This window comes from Williamsia maris, from assembly GCF_024171815.1.
GTDB classification, from domain to species: Bacteria; Actinomycetota; Actinomycetes; order Mycobacteriales; family Mycobacteriaceae; genus Williamsia_A; species Williamsia_A maris.
In genome coordinates this window covers 325,946-348,968 of sequence record NZ_JAMTCJ010000001.1, presented here as the reverse complement: position 1 = coordinate 348,968, position 23,023 = coordinate 325,946, and the positions used below count along the sequence as shown (strand labels likewise).

Sequence of the window (23,023 nt, the reverse complement as noted above, 5' to 3'; positions counted from 1 at the left end):
GACGACCAGCGCGAGAGCGACTAGCGGGAGTCGATCAATCCGCTGCCGCGACAAGGGGTTCCAGAGTCAGCTTCGGGTGTTCCTTCTCGATGTACTGCAGACGCCACTTGTCGCTGACCAGGGCGAGGATGGCGCCGTCGGTACGGGTGAACACCTCGACCCCGCGCTGTCGGCCCAGCTCGTCGGCACTCTCGGCATCGGTGCGCCGCGCGAGTCCGTAGGGGAGGTTCTGCACGGAGGTCTCGACGCCGAACTCGGTCTTCATCCGAGCGGTGACGACCTCGAACTGCATCGGCCCGACCGCGGCGAGCACGGGTGAGGCGTCGCCACGGACCTCGTTGCGCAACACCTGGACCACGCCCTCGGAATCGAGCTGGTCCATGGCCTTGCGGAACTGTTTGTACTTGCCCGCACTCTCGGCGCGCAGCACGGCGAAGTGCTCGGGCGCGAACGACGGGATCGGCGGGTACTGCACCAGTTCGTCGGTGTAGAGCGTGTCCCCGGGGGCCAGCGCCATCGCGTTGACCAGGCCCACGACGTCGCCGGGGTAGGCGGTGTCGACGGTGGACCGGTCACGACCGAACACGGCCTGCGCGTACTTGGTGGTGAACGGTTTGCCGGTCTGGGCGTGGGTGACGACCATGCCGCGTTCGAACTCGCCGGAGACGATCCGCATGTACGCCAGGCGATCTCGGTGCGAGGAGTCCATTCCCGCCTGCACCTTGAACACCACGGCGCTGAACGGGTCGGTGACCTCGCGCTCGTGGTGGTCGATGCCCTCGCGGCCGGTGGGCGGCGGGGCCAGTTCGACGAGCGCCTCGAGGAGTTGGCGCACACCGAAGTTCAGTGCGGCCGAGGCGAAGATCATTGGCGAGGTCTCACCCGCGAGGAACAGTTCCTCGTCGTGATCCTGACCCATCTCCGAGAGCAGATCGCTCTCCTCGACGGCGGCCTCCCAGTCGCTGCCCTCGCGCTGCGCCGCGTGCTCGGCGTCGAGGAATTCCTCGGGCGCGATGGTCGCGCCACCGGCGGTGCGGGTGAAGCGCACGTACTCACCGGTGCGGCGATCGAGGACACCGCGGAAGTCGCCGGCGATGCCGACGGGGAAGAACAGCGGGGTGGGGGTGAGGCCGATGCGTTCGCTGATCTCGTCGATCAACTCGAGCGGGGAGCGGCCGGGCCGGTCCCACTTGTTGATGACGGTGATCACCGGCACGCCGCGGTGGCGGCACACCTGGAACAGCTTGAGCGTCTGGGGCTCGAGACCCTTCGCGGCGTCGATGAGCATCACCGCGGCGTCGACGGCGGTGAGCACCCGGTAGGTGTCCTCGGAGAAGTCGGCGTGGCCGGGGGTGTCGACGAGGTTGATGACGTTGCCCTCGTAGTTGAACTGCAGCGCAGTCGAACTCACCGAGATACCGCGCGCCTTCTCCATCTCCATCCAGTCCGAGACGGTCGACTTGCGGCCGGCCTTGCCGTGGATGGCCCCGGCCTCGGAGATCATCCGCGCGTGCAGGGCCAGCGCCTCGGTCATCGTGGACTTGCCGGCGTCGGGGTGGGAGATGATGGCGAAGGTTCGACGACGGGCGACCTCGCGGGCGACGGTGTCGGGACTGGAACTCACCTGTCGAGGCTACTCAACCCCCAGGTCAGACCCAAATTTCGCAGGCGGTACGAACCCGTAGCAGTTCGTGTCGAAGAGCGTCACGAACTGCTACGGATCGAGCGGAAACGTCAGAAGCTGGTGATCTTCGGGGCCGGGGGGAGCGTGACGACCTGGCCGGCGTAGCTGAGACCGGCACCGAAGCCGAGCAGCAACGCGGTCTGGCCACCCTTGGCCTTGCCGCTGGCCAGCATCTCCTCCATCGCGAGGGGGATCGAGGCCGCCGAGGTGTTGCCGGTGTTCTCGATGTCGTTGGCCATCGGCAGATCGTCGGGCAGACCCAGGTTCTTGCGCATCAGCTCGTTGATACGCGCGTTGGCCTGGTGCGGGACGAACACCTCGATGTCCTCGGCGGTGACCCCGGACAGCTCCAGCGTCGACGCCAACGCCTTCGGCAGGGTGATCGCCGCCCAGCGGAACACGCGCGATCCCTGCATGGTGACCACCATGCGCTCGACCGGATCGGTCTCCGGATCACGCGACTGGAACTCCTCGGCGCGATCCATGTACTCGATGATGTCGTAGCTCTGACCGATCGCCTCGGCGTTCTCACCGTCGCTGCCCCACACGGTGGGGGAGATGCCGTTGACCTCGCTCGGTCCGACGACGACCGCGCCCGCGCCGTCTCCGAAGATGAAGGCGGTGTTGCGGTCGGTGGGGTCGAGCACGACCGACAGCGTCTCCACACCGATCACGACGACGTACTCGGCCGAACCGGCGCGGACCATGTCGGTCGCGATACCCAGCCCGTAACCGAACCCGCCACAGCCCGAGGCGATGTCGAACGCGGGGATGCCGTTGATGCCCAGCTCGAAGGCGATCTGCGGTGCGCCGTGCGGGATCTTCGTCTTCCAGCTCAACGTGGCCAGGAGGATCGCACCGATCTTCTCCTTGGGCACGCCGGAGTTCTCGATCGCACGCTCGGCCGCGGCGATGGCCATCGACTTGGCCGTCTCGTCGCCACTGATGTAGCGACGGTTGCGGATCCCACTGCGTTCGTAGATCCACTCGTCGGAGGAGTCCAGCGTTTCGCACACCTCGGCGTTGCTCACGATCCGGCTCGGGCGGTACGCGCCGATCCCCAGCATCGCGACGTTCGGATTACCTTCGTTGACCTTGATGGCGACCATGCATCCCCCTCGTTCGTCTCACCACGCGTGTACGCGGTTCTGAGCTTCTTCCAACGTTGTCGTGAGCAGCAGATCGACGGCGTCGATGCCGTTCTCCACCAACAGGTCCACCTCGGTGCGCTGTGCGGAGGCGAACGGTTTGAGCACGTAATCGGCCGGGTCCTGGCGTCCGGGCGGACGTCCGATACCCAGACGCACACGAAGGTAGTCGCGTGAGCCGAGCGCCGCCGAGATCGACCGCAGCCCGTTGTGACCACCCTCGCCGCCACCGCGCTTGAGACGGACCAGACCGAAGTCGATGTCGAGTTCGTCGTGCACGACGATGACGTCGTTCGGCGCGATGGAGAAGAACGAGGCCAGCGGACCGATCTGGCGACCGGCCTCGTTCATGAACACCCGTGGTCGGGCGACGAGCACAGACGTCCCGGCCACCGACACCGTCGCGATGTCGGCGCCGGAGCGTTTGTGCACCTTGTACCGCTCCGAGGCCCGCTCGACCAGCGCATCGGCCACGGTCATACCGATGTTGTGTCGAGTGGCCGCGTAGCGCGGCCCGGGATTCCCCGGGCCGACGACCAGACGCACCTACTCGTCGGTCGAGTCGTCCTTGGACTCGGAGTCCGCGTCGCCCTCGCCCTCGGCGTCCTCGTCGCCCTCGGTCTCGTCGGGCAGCAGATCCTGATCCAGCTCGGCCTCGAGGTCTTCCTGGGTCGGCGCCTGGTTGACGGCGACGATCAGGGTCTCGGGATCGGTGATGAGGGTGACGCCCTCGGGCAGCTCGAGATCCGAGGCGCTGATCGTGACGCCGACCTGCGCGTCCTCGACCGACACGACGATCTGCTCGGGGATCGACATGACGTCGGCCTCGATCTCGACGGTGTTGGCGTCCTGGGTGACCAGGGTGCCGGGGGCGGGATCGCCCTCGACGATGATCGTGACCTCGACGGTGACCTTCTCGCCGCGACGGATCACCAGGAGATCGACGTGCTCGATGTAGTTGCGCACCGGGTGGACGTCGACCTGCTTGGTCAGCGCGAGCTGGCTGGTGCCCTCGATGTCGAGGTCGATGACGGCGTTGGTGCCGTTGTTACGCAGGATCGCGGCCAGCTCGAGCGCCGGGAGGCTGAGGTGCTGGGGATCGGTGCCGTGGCCGTAGAGGACGGCCGGGACGTTGCCGGCACGGCGCGCGCGACGGGCGGCGCCCTTGCCGCGCTCGGTGCGCGTGGTGACGGTGAGCGGGTTTGCCGTGGTGGCCATGATGTTCTCCTGAACGTGTGGTGGTCATGTCGGTCGAGGCGAGAGGACAACGGGCCGCGACCTCCACAGCAGACCTGGGTCCACACGGAGAACTCCGCCACGCCGATAACGGGGACCACGATGGATCCGCCCTCGCCGGGACAACGTCGGACAGCCTAACCGACGATTCTCAGGCGTGTCACATCCACTGTTCGCCCACGCGTCATGTCGAGTTCGTGGCCGTGTCGCGGACCGGGCGGAGCATGGCCGGTGTGTATCCCCAGCGCAGCGACCCCGACCGCATCCGTCGTGGCGGGTCGGTCGTCGACTGTCTGCTGTGGTCGCCGGAGGACGTGGCCATCCGGTTCCTCGAATCCCTCGCGCTCGCCGACCCCGATGTCGCCGAGCAGATGCTCGCACCGCAGGTCGAGTACCGCGTCGGTCACTCCGGTGCCCGTCGCGGTCGGGCTGCGGTGATGCGCAGGCTGCACCGCATCGCCGGCTCCTCCTGGGGTTTCGACGTCGTCGTCCATCAGGTCACGCGCGACGGGAGCACGGTCCGCACCGAGCGCACCGATGCGCTCATCCGGGGTCGGTTGCGCATCCAGGTCGCGGTGCGGGGTACCGCTGAGGTCGATGACGGCAAGATCGTCCGCTGGCACGACGAGGTGGGGCGGATCGCCCTCGTGCGGGCGATCTCGCGGGGACTCCTCGGTGCGGCGGTTCCGTCGATGCGGGCGCACATGCCACCGCAGTGAGCCCTCGGTCATGCGACCATCGCACGATGAGCACCCCCACAGCGATCCCGACCGCGGCCGACGTGGCCGTCGACTTCCTCACCGCGATGGCCGCCGGTGACTCCGCCGCCGCGATCGCGCTGCTGCACCCCGACCTCGTCTACACCAACGTCGGATGGCCGACGCTGCGTCACGCAGGCACGGTGAAGGTGCTGCGCGGTCTCGACGGGCCGGTGGGTTTCGGCGTCCGGTTTCTCAATGTCTCCGCCGACGGCGACACCGTCCTCACCGAACGCATCGACGAACTGAGCCTCGGGCGCCTGCACTGGCAGTTCTGGGTGTGCGGTCGGTTCGAGATCCGCGACGGCCTGGTCGTGGGATGGCGCGACTACTTCGATCACCTGCACGCAGCCGCGAAGCTGATCCCGGCCCTGGCGGCCGTGGCGATCCCGTCCATCCAGCGCCCGCTGCCGCCGCCCGCCACCATCTGACCGAGGGCAGGGTCAGGCCACCTGGAGGTCGGGCGCGTAGATGTCGATCCAGTGGTAGATGTCGAGGACCCGGTCCATCGCCGTGCGCACATCGCCGGTGATGGACGCGGTCTCGGCCGTGATGACCTCGCCCAAGGCGGCCCGGTCGATGATCTCGAAGATCGCGTTGTGCGGATCGGCATGGACCTCGCGGAGCTGTTCCTGCAGCGCCGCCGCATACCGGGGATCCTGGGTGGACGGGTAGGGACTCTTGACCCGCTCGATGACCGACTGTGGCAGAACGTGTTTCGTCGCGTGCCGTAGCAGACTCTTCTCGCGCCCGTCGAACGACTTGAGTGACCACGGGGTGTTGTAGACGTACTCGACGAGCCGGTGATCACAGAACGGCACCCGCACCTCGAGGCCCACCGCCATCGACGCCCGGTCCTTGCGATCGAGCAGCATCCGCACGAACCGGGTGAGGTGCATGTGACAGATCGCCCGCATCCGCTGCTCGAAATCCGACGCGTTCGGGAGCTGCTCGACGGCGTCGAGTGCGGTGGCGTACTGATCGCGGATGTAGCCGTCGACATCGAGTTTCGTGCGCAGGTCGGGGGTGAGCAGCGCCAGTCGGTTGCTCGTCAACGAGCTGCTGAACGCGTGCCACGGGAAGGTGTCGGCATTGCGGGCGGTCTCGTCGTGGAACCAGCGATAGCCGCCGAAGATCTCGTCCGCCGACTCGCCCGACAGAGCCACCGTCGACCGCTCGCGGATCGCCTTGAAGAGCAGGTACAGCGAGTTGTCCAGATCGCCCATGCCCCCGGGGATGTCACGGGCGGAGACGACCGCGCGACGCACCGCCGGGTCGGTCAGCTCGGCGGAGTCGAGAACCACGTCGCGATGATCGGAGCCGACCAGTTCGGCGACCTCCCGCACGTAGGGGGAGTCGGGGGTGTCGCGCATCTCGTCCGGCTGGAAGTTGTCCTCGAGGTCGGCGAAATCGACCGAGAAGGTGTTCAACCGCTCGCCCTGCTCGGCGAGGCGGGCCGCGGCCAACCCGGTGACCGCGCTCGAATCCAGACCGCCCGACAGCAGGACGCATCTCGGGACATCGGCGACGAGTTGGCGGTCGACGATGTCGGTCATCAGCTCACGGACCCGCTCGACGGTGGTCTCGCGGTCGTCGGTGTGCTCGCGCGCGTCGAGTTTCCAGTAGGTGCGGGTGTCGAGTCCGCGACTGGTCAGCGTCGCGACCGTTCCCGGCAGGACCTCTGACATCCCCTGCCACAGAGACCATCCCGGCGCCTTGGTCATCGCGAACAACTCGCGCAGACCAGCGGTGTCCACCACCCGCCGCGCGAGCGGGTTGGCCAGGATCGCCTTCGGTTCGGAGCCGAAGAGGACTCCGTCGCGGGTGGGGTAGAAGTAGAACGGTTTGATGCCCATCCGGTCGCGCACCATGACCAACTTCTCGTCGCGCCCGTCCCAGATCGCGAACGCGTACATCCCGTTCAGGCGTTCCACCAGGGAGGTGCCCCACTGGAGGTAGCCGCGCAGCACCACCTCGGTGTCGCTGTCGGTGGTGAAACCGTGTCCGAGACCGATCAACTCGCGGCGCAACTCGGTGAAGTTGTAGGTCTCACCGCTGTAGACGATCGCCACGGCACCGGCGGGGGTGCTGACGGTCATCGGCTGCGTACCGCCGGGGAGATCGATGATCGCGAGGCGTCGGTGACCGAGTGCGGCGTGACCGTCGACGAAGGTGCCTGATCCGTCAGGCCCACGACAGGCCATCGTGGCGGTCATGGCGTCGAGGGTCGCCCGCTCGGTCGACAGGTCTCGATCGAAGGACACCCATCCGGTGATTCCGCACATCACAGCCTCCCCAGGCTCGGTTACTTAGTACATGCAACTACCAGTAACACCGTTGTAACACGGCGAGAAAGGGATGGCCAGAGGGGGCCTTCGGCGTCGATTCGGGCAATACGCCCAGTTCAGGCGCGTGCGGTGCCGAGAGCTGCGGAGATCGGATCTAGAGGATCTCGTCGATCGACTCGACCGGCCGCGCCAGGCGCGTGCCCCTGTCGGTGACGACGAACGGCCGCTCGATGAGCCGCGGATGTTCGGCCATCGCGTCGAGCAGCGCGTCGTCCGATGCGTCGGCGAGAGCGAGCTCGGCGAACAACGGCTCCCGCCTGCGCACCGCGGCGCGGACCTCGATGCCGGCGTCGGCGATGAGGCGGACCAACTCGGTCCGGGTCGGCGGGGTGTCGAGGTACCGCACGATCTCGGGTTCGATGCCCGCGTCCTGCAACCGGGCGAGCGCCTTACGCGAGGTCGAGCACTTCGGGTTGTGGAAGATGGTCGCGGACACGACGCGACTCAGGCGTTGCCGTCGAACAGGCTTGTGACCGAGCCGTTCTCGAAGACCTGCTGGATCGTCTGGGCGAGCAGCGGGGCGATCGAGAGGACCGTGAGGTTCTCGAACCGCTTCTCGGGTGCTATCGGCAGGGTGTCGGTGGCGATGACCTCGCGCGCTCCGCACGACGCCAGGCGCTCGGCGGCCGGATCGGAGAACACCCCGTGGGTGGTCGCGATGATGACGTCTCCGGCACCGGCGTCTTTGAGCACGCGCACGGCGCCGGCGATGGTGCCACCGGTGTCGATCATGTCGTCGATCAGGACACAGATCTGGCCCTCGACGTCACCGACCACACGGTTGGACTTGACCTGGTTGGGCACCAACGGATCCCGCGTCTTGTGGATGAACGCCAATGGCGCGCCGTTGAACGAGTCGGCCCACTTCTCGGCCACGCGCACGCGGCCGGAGTCCGGCGACACGACGGTCACGTTCTCGGTGCCGTACTTGTGCTTGACGTACTCGGCGAGCTGACCCTGGGCGTGCATGTGATCGACCGGGCCGTCGAAGAAGCCCTGGATCTGATCGGTGTGCAGATCGACGGTGATGATGCGATCGGCGCCCGCGGTCTTGAGCAGGTCGGCCACGAGGCGGGCCGAGATGGGCTCCCGGCCGCGGTGCTTCTTGTCCTGGCGGGCGTAGGGGTAGAACGGCAGGATCGCGGTGATGCGTTTGGCCGATCCACGCTTGAGCGCGTCGATCATGATGAGCTGTTCCATCAGCCACGTGTTCAGCGGCGCCGGATGGCTCTGCAGCACAAAAGCATCCGAGCCGCGGACCGAGTCCTCGAAGCGGACGAAGATCTCGCCGTTGGCGAAGTCGCGTGCGGTCTGCGGGGTCACCGAGACGCCGAGTTCCTTTGCGACCGCCGCGGCCAGTTCGGGATGTGCCCGACCAGAGAACAGCATCAGGTTCTTCTGGTTGTCCGTGGTCCAGTTCACTGCTCGTCCATCTCTTTCGGTGTGCCGGACGCGACGTCGTCGCCCGCGCCGTTCGTACCTGTTGCCCGAGCACGCGCTGCCGCGTGTGCCGATGGGGTGTCGGGGCGCTTCTCGGCGACCCACCCCTCGATGTTGCGTTGGGCCCCACCCGACACCGCGAGGGCACCCGGGGGAACATCCTGCCTGAGCACCGTACCGGCCCCGGTGTACGCGCCGTCACCCACGGTCACCGGAGCGACGAACATGTTGTCCGATCCGGTGCGGCAATACGAGCCGACGGTGGTGCGGTTCTTCGACACCCCGTCGTAGTTGACGAACACGCTCGAGGCGCCGATGTTCGACTGCTCACCGATGGTCGCGTCGCCCACGTAGGTCAGATGCGGGACCTTCGACCCGGCGCCCACGGTGGCGTTCTTCGTCTCGACGAAGGTGCCGATCTTCGATCCCTCGCCCAGATCGGTGCCCGGTCGCAGATAGGCGAACGGCCCGACCTGGGCTCCCGGCCCGATCCGTGACTCGCTGCCGTGGGTGCGGATCACCGTGGCGCCCTCGCCGACCTCGACGTCGGTGAGGGTGGTGTCGGGTCCGACCACCGCGTGTGCGGCGATCGCGGTGGTGCCGTGCAGCTGGGTGCCGGGCAGCAGCGTGACGTCGGCGGCGACCCGGACCTCGACGTCGACCCACGTGGTCGCGGGGTCGACCACCGTGACGCCGTCGAGCATCAGGCCGGCCACGACGCGCCGGTTCAACTCCGCCCCGAGGGTGCTCAGCTGCAGGCGGTCGTTGCAGCCGGCGACCAGCAGTGCGTCGTCGATTCGGTTGGCGTGCACCGTCTTGTCCATGCCGCGGGCGATCGCGACCACGTCGGTCAGGTAGATCTCGCCCTGGGCGTTGTCGTCGTCGAGGTCGGCCAACGCGGCCGCCAACAAGACCGAGTCGAATGCGTAGACGCCGGAGTTCACCTCGGTGATCAGCCGCTGCTGCGGCGTGGCGTCCCGCTCCTCGACGATCTCGGTGACCTCACCGTCCTGGGTGCGGAGCACGCGTCCGTAGCCGGTCGGGTCCTGTGCGGTCGAGGTCATCAGCGTGACCTGTGAGCCGGTCGACACGTGGTGCTCGCGCAGGGTGCGCAGCGCGTCGCCGGAGAGCAGCGGGACGTCGGCCGCGGTCACGACGACCACGCCCGTGAAGTCCTCGGGGAGCGCCGAGAGCCCGGCGCGCACCGCTCCGCCGGTGCCGTTCTGTGTCTCCTGCACCGCGGCGGCGATCGGTCGGCCGAGTACGGCGGCGACCTCGTCGCAGGCGGCGGTGACGCGTTCGCGGGCGTGGCCGACGACCGCGACGAGATGGTCGGGGTCGAGACCGGCGGCTGCGTGCAGGGAGTGCGCGAGCAGCGTGCGCCCACCGATCGAGTGCAGAACCTTGGGGACGGTGGATTTCATTCGCGTACCCGCACCGGCGGCGAGTACGAGGACAGCCGTTCCGACCGCCTGGCCGGGCGACCCCAGATCGGTTGTCAGCGCAGACATACAACTCCTGTTTCCACTGGTAGGGATGTGGATCGGGCCCGATCCTACGCACTGGTAGAACTTGAGAGTCCTGGCAGTCGACGAAAGGTGGACCAGTGAGCGAGCGTAAAACCGCAATTGTGACCGGAGCAGGTCGAGGGATCGGCGCGGCCGTGGCGGCGCGTCTGGCCTCCGACGGCCTCGCCGTCGCCGTGCTCGACCTGACCGAGGAGTCCAGTGCGGACACGGTCGCCGCGATCACCGAGGCGGGCGGCACCGCCCTCGCGGTCGGCGCCGATGTCTCAGACGAGGAGTCGGTGACCGCGGCCATCGCGAAGGTCACCTCCGACCTCGGCGCCCCCACGGTGCTGGTCAACAACGCGGGCATCCTGCGCGACAACCTCCTGTTCAAGATGTCCGTCGGCGACTGGGATGCGGTCATGGGAGTGCACCTGCGGGGCGCGTTCCTCATGGCGCGCGGCGTCCAGGAGCACATGGTCGCGGCCAAGTGGGGTCGCATCGTGAACTTGTCGAGCACGTCGGCCCTCGGAAACCGTGGCCAGTCGAACTACTCCGCCGCCAAGGCGGGCATGCAGGGCTTCACCAAGACCCTCGCCATCGAACTCGGGAAGTTCGGCGTCACCGCGAACGCCATCGCGCCGGGCTTCATCCAGACCGACATGACCAAGGCGACCGCCGAGCGCGTCGGTATGGACTGGGAGGAGTTCGTCAAGGCCAACGCCGAGGCGATCCCCGTCAAGCGCGGCGGCGTCCCCGAGGACATCGCACACGCGGCGTCGTTCTTCGCCAGTGAAGGCGCCGGATTCGTCTCCGGTCAGGTTCTCTACGTCGCAGGTGGCCCCCGGGACTGACGCACATGGACTCCGAACGGCGCGGATTGCAGCGTGGGCTGCGCCAATCGGGGATACGATTTCCCGGACCCAAGTCGCGGGTTCGGGGGAGGCGGGACTGATGACGTCTGGGCACGACCCGGGTACCGCGCACCGTCGTGTGATCGCAGTGGGGAGTTCGGCCGGGGGGATAGAGGCCCTGTCGGCGCTGTTGTCGACTGCGTCCGTCGGCCGCAACGAGTGCTTCGTGGTGGCACAACACCTGTCTCCGACGGACACGAGTGTTCTCCCCGCCCTGCTCGCGCGGGTCACCTCGTTGCAGGTGACGCCGGCAACCGACGGGGCGCCCCTGGCGTCCGACGTCGTCTACGTCACGCCGCCGGGCATGGACGTGGTCGTCGACGGCGGGGTCCTGCGGGTCGCGGAGCCCGACGAGCAGGGCCGGCCGCGGCCGAGTATCGATCGGTTGTTCACCTCGGTGGGACTGACCTACGGAGTCGACTCGGTCGCGATCCTGCTGTCCGGCACCGGTGACGACGGTGCCGCCGGGGTGGAGTCGGTGCACAGCGCGGGCGGGTTCGTCGTGGCGCAGGATCCGGCCACCGCGTCGTTCGCAGGCATGCCCGGGGCGGCGGTGGCCACCGGGACACCCGATCTGGTGCTGTCCGCCGGAGAGATGCTGCCCGAGATGGCGCGGGTGCTCGATCAGGCCTCGAAGCGATCATCGGCGCCTGCCGACACGGCGCTTGGCCTCGACGACTCCGACCTGGAGCAGGTGATCACGGTGCTGCGCGATGTCACCGGAGTCGACTTCTCCGGTTACAAACGGTCCACGTTGCTGCGTCAGATCGAGCGCAGACAGCGACTCGTCGACCTGTCGACCGAGGACTATCTGGAACGCGTCGCCGACGACGCCATCGAGGCGAATGCGTTGAGCCGCAACGTCCTCGTGAGCGTCACCGCGTTCTTCCGCGACGCCGAGGTGTGGGATGCCGTGGCCGAGCAGTTGCGCACCATCGCAGCGGATCTCGCCGCCGGCGAGGACCTCCGGATCTGGGTGCCGGGCTGCGCGAGTGGTGAGGAGGCCTTCACCATCGCGATGCTCGCGGCAGAGGCCGTGCACCCGCGCTCTACCGACCACCCACTGCGGATCAAGGTGTTCGCCACCGACCTCGACGAACGGGCGCTGGCGGTCGCGCGGCGCGGCCGCTACTCCGACGCCGCCGTGGCCACCGTTCCGGATCACCTGCGCACGCGATGGATGCAGCGGGTCGGTGGGGAATGGGAGGTCACTCCGGCACTGCGCGAGGCGCTGGTCATCGCGCGGCACAACGTTGCCTACGATCCGCCGTTTCCGCGCATCGCGGTCATCTCGCTACGCAACACGATGATCTATTTCCAGAACCACCTCCAGGAGCGCGTACTGGCGCTCTGCCAGTTCGCGCTCGTGCCCGGTGGGCTGTTGGTGCTGGGCCAGTCGGAACGAATTCCTCGCGTGGACAACATGTTCAGCGTCGTCGACCCATCCCATCGGCTCTATCGCCGCGCCAACAGTGCTCGGGTCCAGCATCTGCCCAACGGTCGCTACGTCCCGCCGGTGTTCGTCCAGGCGCCGCCGGTGCTGCCCACGGGGCGCGAGCCGTCGAGTGTGCTGTTCCGTCGGCTGCTGGCCACCGTCGCCCCGCCGTCGCTCGTACTCGACGACAGCGACACGGTGGTCGAGGTGGTCGGTGACGTCTCGCGGTGGTGCGCGGTGTCGATCGGACAACACACCGGTCACGTCAGTGATCTGATCCGCGATCGCTACCAGGTCACCGTGCGCACCATGCTGAGCCAGCTCCGGCACAGCTCGCCTGATTCGGTGACCCGGGTGATCGCAGAACCCGGGGGACAGCGGGTCGAGATCACCGCTGCCCGACTGGTGGGCAAAGGGAGCGGCTCGGTCCTCTCCTTCCACCTGCTGACCCAGACGGCGTCCCCGGACGACGACGACAGGGAGATCCCGCCGCTGTACTCGTCCACGGACGATGAACTGATCCTCAGCGGGGAGCTCCGGGCCACCCAGGACGCACTGCAGTCGACGATCGAAGACCTCAGTTCGTCCAACGAGGAGCTGCAGGCGCTCAACGAGGAACTCCAGGCGTCCGCCGAGGAACTGCAGGCGACCTCGGAGGAGGCCCAGGCCTCGAACGAGGAACTCGAGGCCACGAACGAGGAGCTGACCACCCTCAACTCCGAGCTCCAGCTGCGAGGAAACGAACTGGTGCGGGTCAACGTCGACCTGCAGAACATCCAGTCGTCGATCACCAGTGGTCTGGTGATCGTGGACCGGGAGATGCGCGTCACGCGCTTCACGCCGCTCGCGGTACGGCTGTTCTCGCTGATCAACGAGGACCTCGGGCGCCCGCTGCCCGCCGTCCCCACCACCATTCCCGTCCCGGATCTCCGCGCCGATCTCGAGGCGACCATCCGGTCGCGCTCGGCGAACATGCGCGAACTCACGAGCGAGGATCGCGACCTGCTCGTGCAGATACAGCCCTACGTGGACTCCGACGGCGAGGTACGCGGGGCGATCGTCGTGGTCACCGACGTCGGCGACGTCGCCGCCGAGCGCCGGGGTCGCGAGGCGGCATTGGCGAACCTCAACCAGGTCGCGGAGTCGGTACGCGAGTTCGTCTGGCAGAGAACGCTGACCGGCGAGCTGACGATGGTGACATCCCGGGTCGAGCAGCTCTACGGGCTCGATCGCGCCGCGGTGCTGGAAGATCCGGAGCTCCTGCTCGCCGCGGTCCACCCCGACGACCGCCACCGGGTGCAGACCGCTTTGGCCTCGGCCGATCGACAGTGGCAGATCGAGTATCGGATCATCCGCCCGGATGGGGCGGTGCGATGGATCGCGGAGTCGGCACAGTTCGCGCCCGGCAACGGAGCCGAACCCGATCACGTGGTCGGCAGTTCGCTCGATATCACCGAGCGGCGCGAGTTGCGTCAGTTGGCCGATCGTCGCTCCGCGGTGCTCGACGCCGTGCTGCGAACCGAGGACATGGGCGTGTTGGTTCTCGATGCGGATGATCGGGTGCTCTCCGCGAACGCGGGGGTCTCCGCGCTGACCGGTTACACCTCGTCGTTCCTGATCGGCACGCCGATCACCGTGCTCCTCGAACCCGACCCGGCGGGTCGCGCCGAGTCCGACGGTCCGGACACCGACGTGCCCCGCCGCATCGTCACCGCCGACGGCGTGGCGCGGCCGGTCACCGTCGAGCTGCAGACCGTCGCCGTCGAGGGGGAGGGCCAGCGCGACGGCCCGCGCACGATCGCCCTGGTGCGAGACATCTCACGGATGCGGGAGATCACCACCGAGCTGGCCAAACGAGAGCAGTACGACCTCCAGACCGGTCTGTTGACGCGGGGCTACCTGCGGTCCAAGACCGAGGAGCTGATGGCGTCGGGGGCCAACTCCGTCGCCCTGCTCTGGATCGACCTGGACGGTTTCAAGGAGATCAACGACCGATTCGGGCACCGCGCAGGCGATCTCGTGCTGGCCACCATAGCCACCCGGTTGCATCAGGCGGCACGGCGTCACGACATCGTCGGTCGGCTGGGTGGCGACGAGTTCGCACTGCTGGTGACCCGCAGCCGGGATCTGCACGGTCTCGACTCGCTGGCGCTGCGTGTGCTCGCGGCCATCCGGGAGCCGATCCCGCTGCAGGACTCGCTGGCCTACGTCTCGGCGTCGGTCGGCATCGCGGTGCACCCGCAGGACGCGGCCACCGCCGACGGGTTGCTGCACAACGCAGACACCGCGATGTACGTGGCCAAGGACCGTGGGCGCGACCGGCACGCCTACTTCGCGCAGGAGATGAACGCGGCCGCCGACGAGCGGGCCGCGATGCGTCAGCGACTGAGTGCCGCGTTGAGCCGCAACGAGTTCGAGATGCACTACCAGCCGGTGGTCGACCTCGTCGACGGGCGAGCGGTGATGGTCGAGGCGCTCGTACGGTGGCGGCGCGACGGCGAGGTCGTGTCCGCCGCCGACTTCATCGAATACGCGGCCGAGACGGGACAGATGCGCGCGCTGGGACGCATCGTGCTGCAACTGGTCGACGCCGACATCACCGCTCTGCACGCCGCGCTGGGTGATCGCCAGCCGTCGGTGGCGGTGAACCTCTCGGTCACCGAACTCGACGAGCGCGACATCACCGACTGGTTGTTGGCATGGCAACCCGCAGGTGGACTCGGCAAGATCGTCGCCGAGGTCACCGAGTCGGTGCTGTTGGGTCCGGACAGTCGCGCGCTCGACACCCTCGGACTGCTCCGCCGACTCGGCGCCACCATCAGCATCGACGACTTCGGAACCGGGTACTCCAATCTCGAACTCCTCGACCGACTCGAGCCCGGGATCATCAAGGTCGACCGGTCGCTGCTGCGCCGCGCGCAGGAGGACGACCGCGGGATGAACATCCTCGACGCCGCGGTTCAACTCGCGCACGCTCTCGACGCCAAGGTCGTGCTCGAGGGTGTCGAGGACGAGGAGATGCTCGCGATCGCCGGCGAGAAGCAGGCCGACCTCGCCCAGGGCTATCACATCGCCCGGCCGATGCCGCTCGCCGAAATCATCGACTGGATTGCCCAGCGTCCGTAGCCACATGGCACAATCGCCTACGTCGAACCGACGACTTTCCGCCATGGTGTAATCGGCAACACTCCTGATTTTGGTTCAGGTATTCCAGGTTCGAGTCCTGGTGGCGGAGCAACGGTATCCTGTTCAGGTGGTCACAGATCCGGTCTCCGTACCCGACCCGAACCTCGTGCAGGCGCGAATGTTCACCGAGCAGCTCGAACTCGTCGCCACCCAACTCGAACTCCAGGTCACCGCTCTCGAGAAGTCCGCGAGCATGCGCGGTGCCAAGAACGGTGCCCGTCTGATGGTCCTGGCCCGGGCCCGGCGTCTGGAGCTCTACGAGGCACGCGCGCACATCGACTCGCTGCGGTCGGCGTTCCCACCGGCCTGATGTCGGCGCGGCCGGTCAGACGGAGTGCATGAACGATTTCTGCTCCACCCGTCCGGTCATCCGCCAGGCGTTCGGCGTCCGTACGAAGGTGTCGTGGTACCAGACGCCGACGATCATCATCGCCTGCGGCGCGGTGTCGGCGAACACCATCGGGTTGACGCAAATGCTGGTGGCGGTCGCGGTGTCCCCGTCGACGACGATCGAGTGATTGCCGACGAGGTGGAAGTAGTCCGAGAAGATCGCCAGGTTCTCGCGCAGCCACGGGACGACCTCGGCCGGCGTGCCGACCGTGCCCCCCACGGCCGAGTAGTCGATCACCGCGTCGGGGGTGAAGATGTCGAGCAGACGCTCGAACTGCCGGGTGTCCACCGCGGTCGAGTAATCCGTGATGAGCTGTTGTATCTCCAGGCGATCGGAGATCTCTTGCAGACCGAGCATGTCGAACAACCTAGTGCGCACCCCTGCGTCACCACGGCGGATGCGAAAATATCGCTACGGGGGACGACCGGACCCGACATCGACGACGGACAACACGACGGAGTGATCTGATGGCAGTCGAACGGCCGATCGACGGCGAGCGCGAGGTCCGCGCGGCGCCGCGAACCCGGATGACAGGCCCGCAGCGCCGACTCCAGCTCATCGAGGTGGCGCGTGGTCTCTTCGCCGAACGAGGGTTCGAGGGCACCTCGATCGAGGAGATCGCCCAGCGCGCGTCGGTGTCGAAACCGGTCGTCTACGAGCACTTCGGGGGCAAAGAGGGCTTGTTCGCGGTGGTCGTCGACCGGGAGATGGAGACGCTGCTGGAGATGATCACGTCGTCGTTGACGAAGAACCGGTCGCGGTCACGACTCGAGCAGGTGGCGCTCGCGCTCCTGACCTACATGGAAGAACGCACCGACGGGTTCCGCATCCTGGTGCACGGATCGACCAGCTCGGCCGGCGACGAGAAATACTCCAGCCTGCTCAACGACGCGATCAGCCAGGTCGAACACATCCTCGCGGGCGACTTCGACCGGCGGGGTTTCGACCCGACGTTGGCGCCGTTGTACGCGCAGGCCCTCGTCGGGATGGTGTCGGTGACGGCGCAATGGTGGCTCGACGTCCGCGAGCCGTCGAAGGAGGTCGTGGCCGCGCATCTGGTGAACCTGTGTTGGAACGGCCTGACGAACCTGGAGATCGACCCGCAACTCGGTGGGCGCGAGTGAACTGAGGCGATCAGGCCTCGGGCACGTCGTACTGCATGAACACGCAGTCGACCCAGCGGTCGTGTTTGAACCCGACCCGGCGCAGCGTGCCCGCGTCGACGAAGCCGGCTCGCTCGTGCAGTGCGATCGACGCGTCCGACTCGATGACGGCGATCACCGCGACGATGCGCCGTACCGACGTCGGATCGAGGTCGGTCAGCAGTGCGCGCAGCAGCGTCGAACCGAGACCGCGTCCGGTGGCATCGGGCCGCAGGTAGATGGTGTCCTCGGTGGTCCAGTCGAAGGCCTGCTTCGTGCGGAACTCCGCGAGGTAGGCGAACCCGAGGACAGTGGTGTCCTCGACCGCGACGAGGAACGGACGTCTGCGGTCGATGATGCCGGCGCGCTTGTGATCCCAGTCCTGCGCCGACGGTGACACGTAGTCGAACGTGATGACGGTGTGCTCGACGTAGTGCTGGTAGATCTCGGCGATCTGTGCGCAGTCGGCGGTGGTCGCGGTCCGCAGGGTCACGGTCACAGGTGCAGCTCCGATCCGGTGAGTTCGGCTGCGGCATCCCAGAAGCGTTCGGCCAGAGCGGTGTCGGACGCGGTGGCCGACCGTCCGACCAGTGTGGGGGAGCCCCGCAGACCGCCGAACCCGGCGGGCCCCACGAAACTACCGGACGGGATGGGCATGGTTGCGGCGTAGAGGGTGCAGGCCGCGCCCTCGACCACCGAGTTGGCGACGGTGTTGCCCAGCCACGTGATGAACGGCGTGAGGGCGGGAACCCCCGGCAGCGCGGTGATCTCGGTCGCCGCCCAGCCGGGATGCGTCAGTGCGGTGGTGAGATCTGATCGCGCCGCGCGCAGTCGGCGGTCGAGGGCCAGCATCCACAACGCCTGCGCCAGTTTGGACTGGCTGTAGGCGGCGGCGCCGGTGAAGCGGCGTCGGGTGAAGTCGAGATCGTCGAGGTCGAGTCGCCCCGCGTGATGGACCGTCGAGTTGACCGCGACGACCCGATCCCGGATCCGCGGCGCGAGCAGATTCGTCAGGAGGAACGGTCCCAGGACATTGGTGGCCAACGTGGTCTCGTGCCCGTCGGCGGTGACGGTCCGTCTGGTCGGCAGCACGCCCGCGTTGTGGATGAGCACGTCGATGTCGCCGACCGACTCGGCGAACGCGTGGATCGAGTCGCGGTCGGTGAGATCGAGGACGGCGGGAGTGGCGCCGCCGCCGATGGACCGCGCGACCTGTGCTGCCGCGTCGGCGCCCCGGCCGGCCACCACGACCGTCGCGCCGGCGTCGGCGGCACCGCGCGCGGTTGCCTCGCCCAGACCGCGGGTGGCCCCGGTGACGACCACCCGGGTGCCGTCGAGGCGGGGCATCTGCGCCGCGGTCCAGGGTGAGCTCATGGCGCACACGATACGAGACCGTGCGGCGGTGACCTGCGCTCAGTACAGCTTGCGCCGGTAGTTCTCGTCCCGGTAGTGCTCCTGGTACTCCTCCAACGAGGGGCCGGGCATCACCGCGTGGGCGATCTGCGCCGTCGACGGCAGCGCGCCGGGCTCCCACGTCTCGGGTTTCCACAGTGCCGAGCGCATGAATGCCTTCGCGCAGTGGAAGAACGTCTCGTGCACGGTGACCTCGAGCGCCAGGATCGGTCGGTTGCCCGAGACGATCATGTCGTCGAAATACGGCGCGTCGGACACGATGCGGGCGACTCCGTTGACCCGCAGGGTGTCGCCGCGACCGGGTACGACGAACAGGGCGCCGACGTGCGGGTTGTCCAACACGTTGGAGTACCCGTCGACGCGTTTGTTGCCCGGGCGTTCGGGGATGGCGATGGTGGTGTCGTCGAGGACGTGGACGAACCCGGGCGGGTCACCCTTGGGGGAGACGTCGACGTTGCCGACCGCGTCGGTGGTGGCCAGTAGGACGAACGGTGAGTGCGCGATCCACTCGCGGTGCATCTCGGACAGACGCCCGGCGACCTTGTTCGCCACCCGCTCGTTCGGGTGGCCCACGATCGCTCGCAGCTCGGCGAGCGAATCGACGGTGTGCGTCTGCGCGGCGGCGACGGTCTCGGCGGCGTGATCCATGCCTCGATGATGACCCCTGCACGGTGTCCGGGGATAGACCCGCCGAATAGAGTCACACCTGTGGCATCACCTCCGGTAACGAGTCCCGGTACGACCGTGCCCGGATTGGCCGGCCTCGCCGAGGTCGCCTGTTCGGACACGGCGATCGAACAGATCCGCCGACTCCGCGGCCGGGATCTGCTGGAGATCACCGCCCCGGACGCCGCGCGTCCGTTCGTCATCGTCGCCGCCACGGGTTCGGCCGAGGACGAGAGCGCCGATGCGCCGCTGCTCGTGGTGTCGGCCAACGGACGCGAGGCCGACGATCTGACCGCCGAACTCCGCGAGATGATCGGCGACGCCGTCGCCCAGTTCCCGTCGTGGGAGACGCTGCCGCACGAGCGGCTCTCGCCCAGTGCCGACACCGTCGGCTCGCGACTGCAGGTCCTCTACCGCCTCGGCCATCCCACCGACGCCGACTACGGCCCGCCGTTGCGCGTGGTGGTCACCACGGTCCGCTCGCTCGTACAGCCGATGGCGCCCGGGCTGGGGTCCACCGAACCGATCACCCTGCGCGAGGGCGCGGAGATCGACTTCGACCACCTGTTGGCCCGATTGGTCGAACTGGCCTACGTCCGGGTCGACATGGTGGGCAAGCGCGGCGAGTTCGCCGTGCGCGGCGGCATCCTCGACGTCTTCCCCACCACCGCCGATCATCCGGTGCGCGTGGAGTTCTGGGGCGACGAGATCACCGAGCAACGGGCGTTCTCGGTGGCTGATCAGCGCAGCCAGCCCGAGGTCGACGCCACGGTGGTCCACATCCACCCCTGCCGCGAACTCATCCTCACCGACGAGGTCCGCGCCCGGGCGAACGACCTGATCGACCCCGGCGGACCGGACTCCGACCGATCACTCACCGAGATGCTGACCAAACTCTCCGAGGGCATCCCGGTGGAGGGCATGGAGGCACTCATCCCGGTACTGGTGCCGGGGCAGATGCAACTGCTCACCGAGGTCATGCCGTCAGGCACCCACGTCCTGGTCCTGGACCCGGAGAAGGTGCGCACTCGCGCAGCCGATCTCGCCAAGACCGGTGCGGAGTTCCTCGAGGCGTCCTGGACGGCGGCGTCGGTCGGTGGCGATGCTCCCCTCGACGGCACCGCGCCGGGTACGCCGCTGGGCGGGGTGGACCTGCAGGCCAGCAGCTACCGACCACTCGCCGAGGTGCAGGACACCACCATGGCCGCGGGTCGGCCGTGGTGGACCATGTCGCCACTGGAGTCCGCGCCCGACCTCGACGACGAGACCGCGGTACGTCTCGACCTGACCGCCGGACCGGCGCCGCGCGGTTCCGAGGACGAGGTCGCGACGACCTTCGCCTCGCTGCGCGCGCACGTCACGACCGGTGGACGCGCGGCCATCGTGGTGCAGGGCAAGGGAACCGCGCAGCGCTACCTCGAACGACTCGGTGAGGCGGAGGTCCCCGCCGAGATGGTCGACCCCGGTTCGACGCCGGCCGTCGGGATCGTGTCGGTGATCTGCGGGTCGTTGCGCCGCGGTCTGGTGTGCCCCGACGCCCGTCTGGTCGTCGTCTCCGAGGCCGACCTGACCGGTACGCGGGTGGCGAACGTCCGCGACGGCAAGCGGATGCCGGCCAAGCGCCGCAACCAGGTCGACCCGCTGGCCCTGACCGCCGGCGACCTCGTGGTCCACGATCAGCACGGCATCGGCAAGTTCGTCGAGATGATCGAGCGCACGATCGGCGGCGCGCGTCGCGAATACCTGGTGATCGAGTACGCCCCGGGCAAACGCGGGCAACCGGGTGACCGACTCTTCGTGCCGATGGACTCGTTGGATCAGCTGTCGCGCTACGTCGGTGGCGAGGCGCCGTCGCTGTCGAAGCTGGGTGGGTCGGACTGGCAGAACACCAAACGCAAGGCGCGCAAGGCGGTTCGCGAGATCGCCGGTGAGCTGGTGGCGCTCTACGCGGCCCGGCATGCCGCTCCGGGACACGCTTTCGCCCCCGACACCCCGTGGCAGACCGAGATGGAGGACGCGTTCGGTTTCACCGAGACCGTCGACCAGATGACGGTCATCGCCGAGGTGAAAGAGGACATGGAGAAGGCGGTCCCGATGGACCGCGTGATCGTCGGCGACGTCGGGTACGGCAAGACCGAGATCGCGGTCCGCGCTGCCTTCAAGGCCGTCCAGGACGGCAAGCAGGTCGCCGTGCTGGTGCCGACGACCATTCTGGCGCAACAACATCTGCAGACCTTCACCGAGCGCATGGCCGGTTTCCCGGTGACCATCGCCGGGCTCTCGCGGTTCACCGACGCCAAGGAATCCCGCGAGGTCATCGACAAGATGGCCCAGGGCGAGGTCGACATCGTGGTGGGCACCCACCGGCTGTTGCAGACCGCGGTGCGCTGGAAGGACCTCGGACTCGTCGTGGTCGACGAGGAGCAGCGCTTCGGTGTCGAGCACAAGGAACACATCAAGTCGCTCCGCACGCACGTCGACGTCCTGACGATGTCGGCGACGCCGATCCCACGCACCCTGGAGATGTCGATGGCGGGCATCCGGGAGATGTCGACCATCCTCACCCCGCCGGAGGAACGCCACCCGGTGCTCACCTACGTCGGTGCGTACCAGTCGAAACAGGTCGCCGCGGCGATCCGTCGCGAGATTCTGCGCGACGGCCAGGTGTTCTTCGTGCACAACCGCGTCAGCTCGATCGACAAGGCCGCCAAGCAGATCCAGGACATGGTGCCCGAGGCACGCGTGGTCGTCGCACACGGGCAGATGGGCGAGGACCAGCTCGAGCGGACCGTCGCCGGGTTCTGGAACCGCGAGTTCGACGTGCTGGTGTGCACCACCATCATCGAGACCGGCCTGGATATCTCGAACGCCAACACCCTGATCGTCGACCGGGCCGAGGCGCTGGGTCTGTCGCAGCTGCACCAGTTGCGTGGCCGTGTCGGCCGCAGCCGCGAGCGCGGCTACGCCTACCTGCTCTACAGCCCGGAGAAGCCACTCACCGAGACCGCCTACGACCGGCTCTCGACGATCGCGCAGAACAATGAACTCGGCGCGGGAATGGCTGTGGCGCTCAAGGACCTCGAACTGCGCGGCGCGGGAAACGTGTTGGGCGCCGAGCAGTCCGGGCACGTCGCCGGGGTCGGTTTCGATCTCTACGTGCGGTTGGTCGGTGAGGCGGTGGAGGCCTACCGGGCCGCCGCCGACGGCAAGACGATCGTGTCGGAGGAGACCCGCGAGGTGCGGATCGACCTCCCGGTCGACGCGCACATCCCGGCCGACTACGTCGATTCCGATCGGCTCCGGCTCGAGGCCTACCGCAAGCTCGCCGCCGCGCTCGACGACGGTGACATCAACGGGATCGTCGACGAGTTGCTCGACCGCTACGGACCGCTGCCCGAGGAGGTGTCGCGGTTGGTGTCGGTGGCGAAGCTACGACTGCTGGCACGCGAGCTCGGGGTCACCGAGGTCGGTGTCGCCGGAACGCAGCTGAAGATCGCGCCGGTCACCCTCCTCGACAGCCAGCAGATCCGGGTGCGGCGACTGTTCCCCGGGTCGAACTACCGCGAGACGACGTCGGTGCTCACGATGCCGATCCCGCGCACCGCGGGTGTCGGCAGCACCCGGGTGCGCGACGTCGACCTCATCCAGGTGGTCGCCGATCTGCTGCTCGTGATCAACGGTTCCGACCCCGGATCGCGCGACATGCGCGGACCGACGGTCGACGATCGTCCGGCGTCGTGACCGAGCCCTCGCC

General features: G+C 68.0%; 19 protein-coding genes and 1 tRNA gene. 8 read left to right on the top strand and 12 right to left on the bottom strand.

Annotated elements, in window-relative coordinates; translation table 11 throughout:
* Positions 1-34: 34 nt before the first annotated feature.
* The 4 genes from LX13_RS01625 to LX13_RS01610 form a co-directional block, all read right to left on the bottom strand.
* On the bottom strand, positions 35-1,624 hold the full coding sequence (locus LX13_RS01625; RefSeq protein WP_253659570.1) for a peptide chain release factor 3: 1,590 nt from the start codon (positions 1,622-1,624) through the stop codon (positions 35-37).
* 110 nt (positions 1,625-1,734) lie between these two features.
* Positions 1,735-2,793 carry a beta-ketoacyl-ACP synthase 3 gene (locus LX13_RS01620; RefSeq protein WP_253659569.1) on the bottom strand — a complete coding sequence of 353 codons (1,059 nt, stop codon included), beginning with the start codon at positions 2,791-2,793 and terminating at the stop codon, positions 1,735-1,737.
* An 18-nt stretch (positions 2,794-2,811) separates the two neighbouring features.
* Positions 2,812-3,378, bottom strand: a complete 567-nt coding sequence (pth, locus tag LX13_RS01615) for an aminoacyl-tRNA hydrolase (RefSeq protein ID WP_253659568.1) — start codon at positions 3,376-3,378, stop codon at positions 2,812-2,814.
* Positions 3,379-4,050 (bottom strand): 50S ribosomal protein L25/general stress protein Ctc, encoded by a 672-nt coding sequence (locus LX13_RS01610; protein WP_253659567.1) that lies wholly within the window; start codon positions 4,048-4,050, stop codon positions 3,379-3,381.
* A 242-nt stretch (positions 4,051-4,292) separates the two neighbouring features.
* On the opposite strand from LX13_RS01610, the gene LX13_RS01605 reads away from it, so the two are divergent.
* Together LX13_RS01605 and LX13_RS01600 are read left to right on the top strand one after the other, a co-directional pair.
* The gene (locus tag LX13_RS01605) at positions 4,293-4,787 is read left to right on the top strand and encodes a limonene-1,2-epoxide hydrolase family protein (RefSeq protein WP_253659566.1); all 495 of its coding nucleotides are present in this window, start codon (positions 4,293-4,295) and stop codon (positions 4,785-4,787) included.
* A 26-nt stretch (positions 4,788-4,813) separates the two neighbouring features.
* On the top strand, positions 4,814-5,257 hold the full coding sequence (locus tag LX13_RS01600) for a limonene-1,2-epoxide hydrolase family protein (RefSeq protein WP_253659565.1): 444 nt from the start codon (positions 4,814-4,816) through the stop codon (positions 5,255-5,257).
* A gap of 12 nt (positions 5,258-5,269) precedes the next feature.
* On the opposite strand, the gene asnB is transcribed toward LX13_RS01600, so the two are convergent.
* The 4 genes from asnB to glmU form a co-directional block, all read right to left on the bottom strand.
* Positions 5,270-7,111: an asparagine synthase (glutamine-hydrolyzing) gene (gene asnB / locus LX13_RS01595; RefSeq protein ID WP_253659564.1), complete on the bottom strand. Its 1,842-nt coding sequence runs from the start codon at positions 7,109-7,111 to the stop codon at positions 5,270-5,272.
* Between the two features lie 157 nt (positions 7,112-7,268).
* A complete protein-coding gene (arsC, locus tag LX13_RS01590) occupies positions 7,269-7,610 on the bottom strand; it encodes an arsenate reductase (glutaredoxin) (RefSeq protein ID WP_253659563.1) in 342 nt (113 codons plus the stop codon).
* A gap of 8 nt (positions 7,611-7,618) precedes the next feature.
* Positions 7,619-8,596: a ribose-phosphate diphosphokinase gene (locus LX13_RS01585; protein ID WP_343945944.1), complete on the bottom strand. Its 978-nt coding sequence runs from the start codon at positions 8,594-8,596 to the stop codon at positions 7,619-7,621.
* Complete coding sequence (gene glmU, locus LX13_RS01580; RefSeq protein WP_253659562.1) at positions 8,593-10,125, bottom strand: bifunctional UDP-N-acetylglucosamine diphosphorylase/glucosamine-1-phosphate N-acetyltransferase GlmU; 1,533 nt, start codon at positions 10,123-10,125, stop codon at positions 8,593-8,595. The genes LX13_RS01585 and glmU overlap by 4 nt, the downstream gene beginning before the upstream one ends.
* Before the next feature lie 95 nt (positions 10,126-10,220).
* On the opposite strand from glmU, the gene LX13_RS01575 reads away from it, so the two are divergent.
* The 4 genes from LX13_RS01575 (at position 10,221) to LX13_RS01560 (ending at position 15,967) form a co-directional block, all read left to right on the top strand.
* A complete protein-coding gene (locus LX13_RS01575) occupies positions 10,221-10,976 on the top strand; it encodes an SDR family oxidoreductase (protein WP_253659561.1) in 756 nt (251 codons plus the stop codon).
* A gap of 100 nt (positions 10,977-11,076) precedes the next feature.
* Positions 11,077-15,597: an EAL domain-containing protein gene (locus LX13_RS01570; RefSeq protein WP_253659560.1), complete on the top strand. Its 4,521-nt coding sequence runs from the start codon at positions 11,077-11,079 to the stop codon at positions 15,595-15,597.
* Positions 15,598-15,634: 37 nt separating this feature from the next.
* Positions 15,635-15,706, top strand: a tRNA-Gln gene (locus LX13_RS01565).
* Positions 15,707-15,724: 18 nt separating this feature from the next.
* Positions 15,725-15,967, top strand: coding sequence for a hypothetical protein (locus LX13_RS01560; RefSeq protein ID WP_253659559.1), 243 nt, complete (start codon positions 15,725-15,727; stop codon positions 15,965-15,967).
* 15 nt (positions 15,968-15,982) lie between these two features.
* Here the strand turns inward: LX13_RS01560 and LX13_RS01555 are convergent, their stop codons facing one another.
* Positions 15,983-16,405 (bottom strand): nuclear transport factor 2 family protein, encoded by a 423-nt coding sequence (locus tag LX13_RS01555; RefSeq protein ID WP_253659558.1) that lies wholly within the window; start codon positions 16,403-16,405, stop codon positions 15,983-15,985.
* Between the two features lie 110 nt (positions 16,406-16,515).
* On the opposite strand from LX13_RS01555, the gene LX13_RS01550 reads away from it, so the two are divergent.
* Entirely contained in the window at positions 16,516-17,172 is a 657-nt protein-coding gene (locus LX13_RS01550) for a TetR/AcrR family transcriptional regulator (protein ID WP_253659557.1), read from the top strand.
* Between the two features lie 10 nt (positions 17,173-17,182).
* Here the strand turns inward: LX13_RS01550 and LX13_RS01545 are convergent, their stop codons facing one another.
* From LX13_RS01545 to LX13_RS01535, 3 genes are read right to left on the bottom strand one after another with little or no spacing between them, the layout of a single operon-like run.
* Complete coding sequence (locus tag LX13_RS01545; protein WP_253659556.1) at positions 17,183-17,689, bottom strand: GNAT family N-acetyltransferase; 507 nt, start codon at positions 17,687-17,689, stop codon at positions 17,183-17,185.
* Entirely contained in the window at positions 17,686-18,564 is an 879-nt protein-coding gene (locus tag LX13_RS01540; protein ID WP_253659555.1) for an SDR family NAD(P)-dependent oxidoreductase, read from the bottom strand. The genes LX13_RS01545 and LX13_RS01540 overlap by 4 nt, the downstream gene beginning before the upstream one ends.
* A 39-nt stretch (positions 18,565-18,603) precedes the next feature.
* Entirely contained in the window at positions 18,604-19,251 is a 648-nt protein-coding gene (locus LX13_RS01535) for a pyridoxamine 5'-phosphate oxidase family protein (RefSeq protein ID WP_253659554.1), read from the bottom strand.
* Between the two features lie 60 nt (positions 19,252-19,311).
* Between LX13_RS01535 and mfd the strand changes: the two genes are divergently transcribed.
* Positions 19,312-23,010 carry a transcription-repair coupling factor gene (gene mfd / locus LX13_RS01530; protein WP_253659553.1) on the top strand — a complete coding sequence of 1,233 codons (3,699 nt, stop codon included), beginning with the start codon at positions 19,312-19,314 and terminating at the stop codon, positions 23,008-23,010.
* Positions 23,011-23,023: the final 13 nt, after the last annotated feature.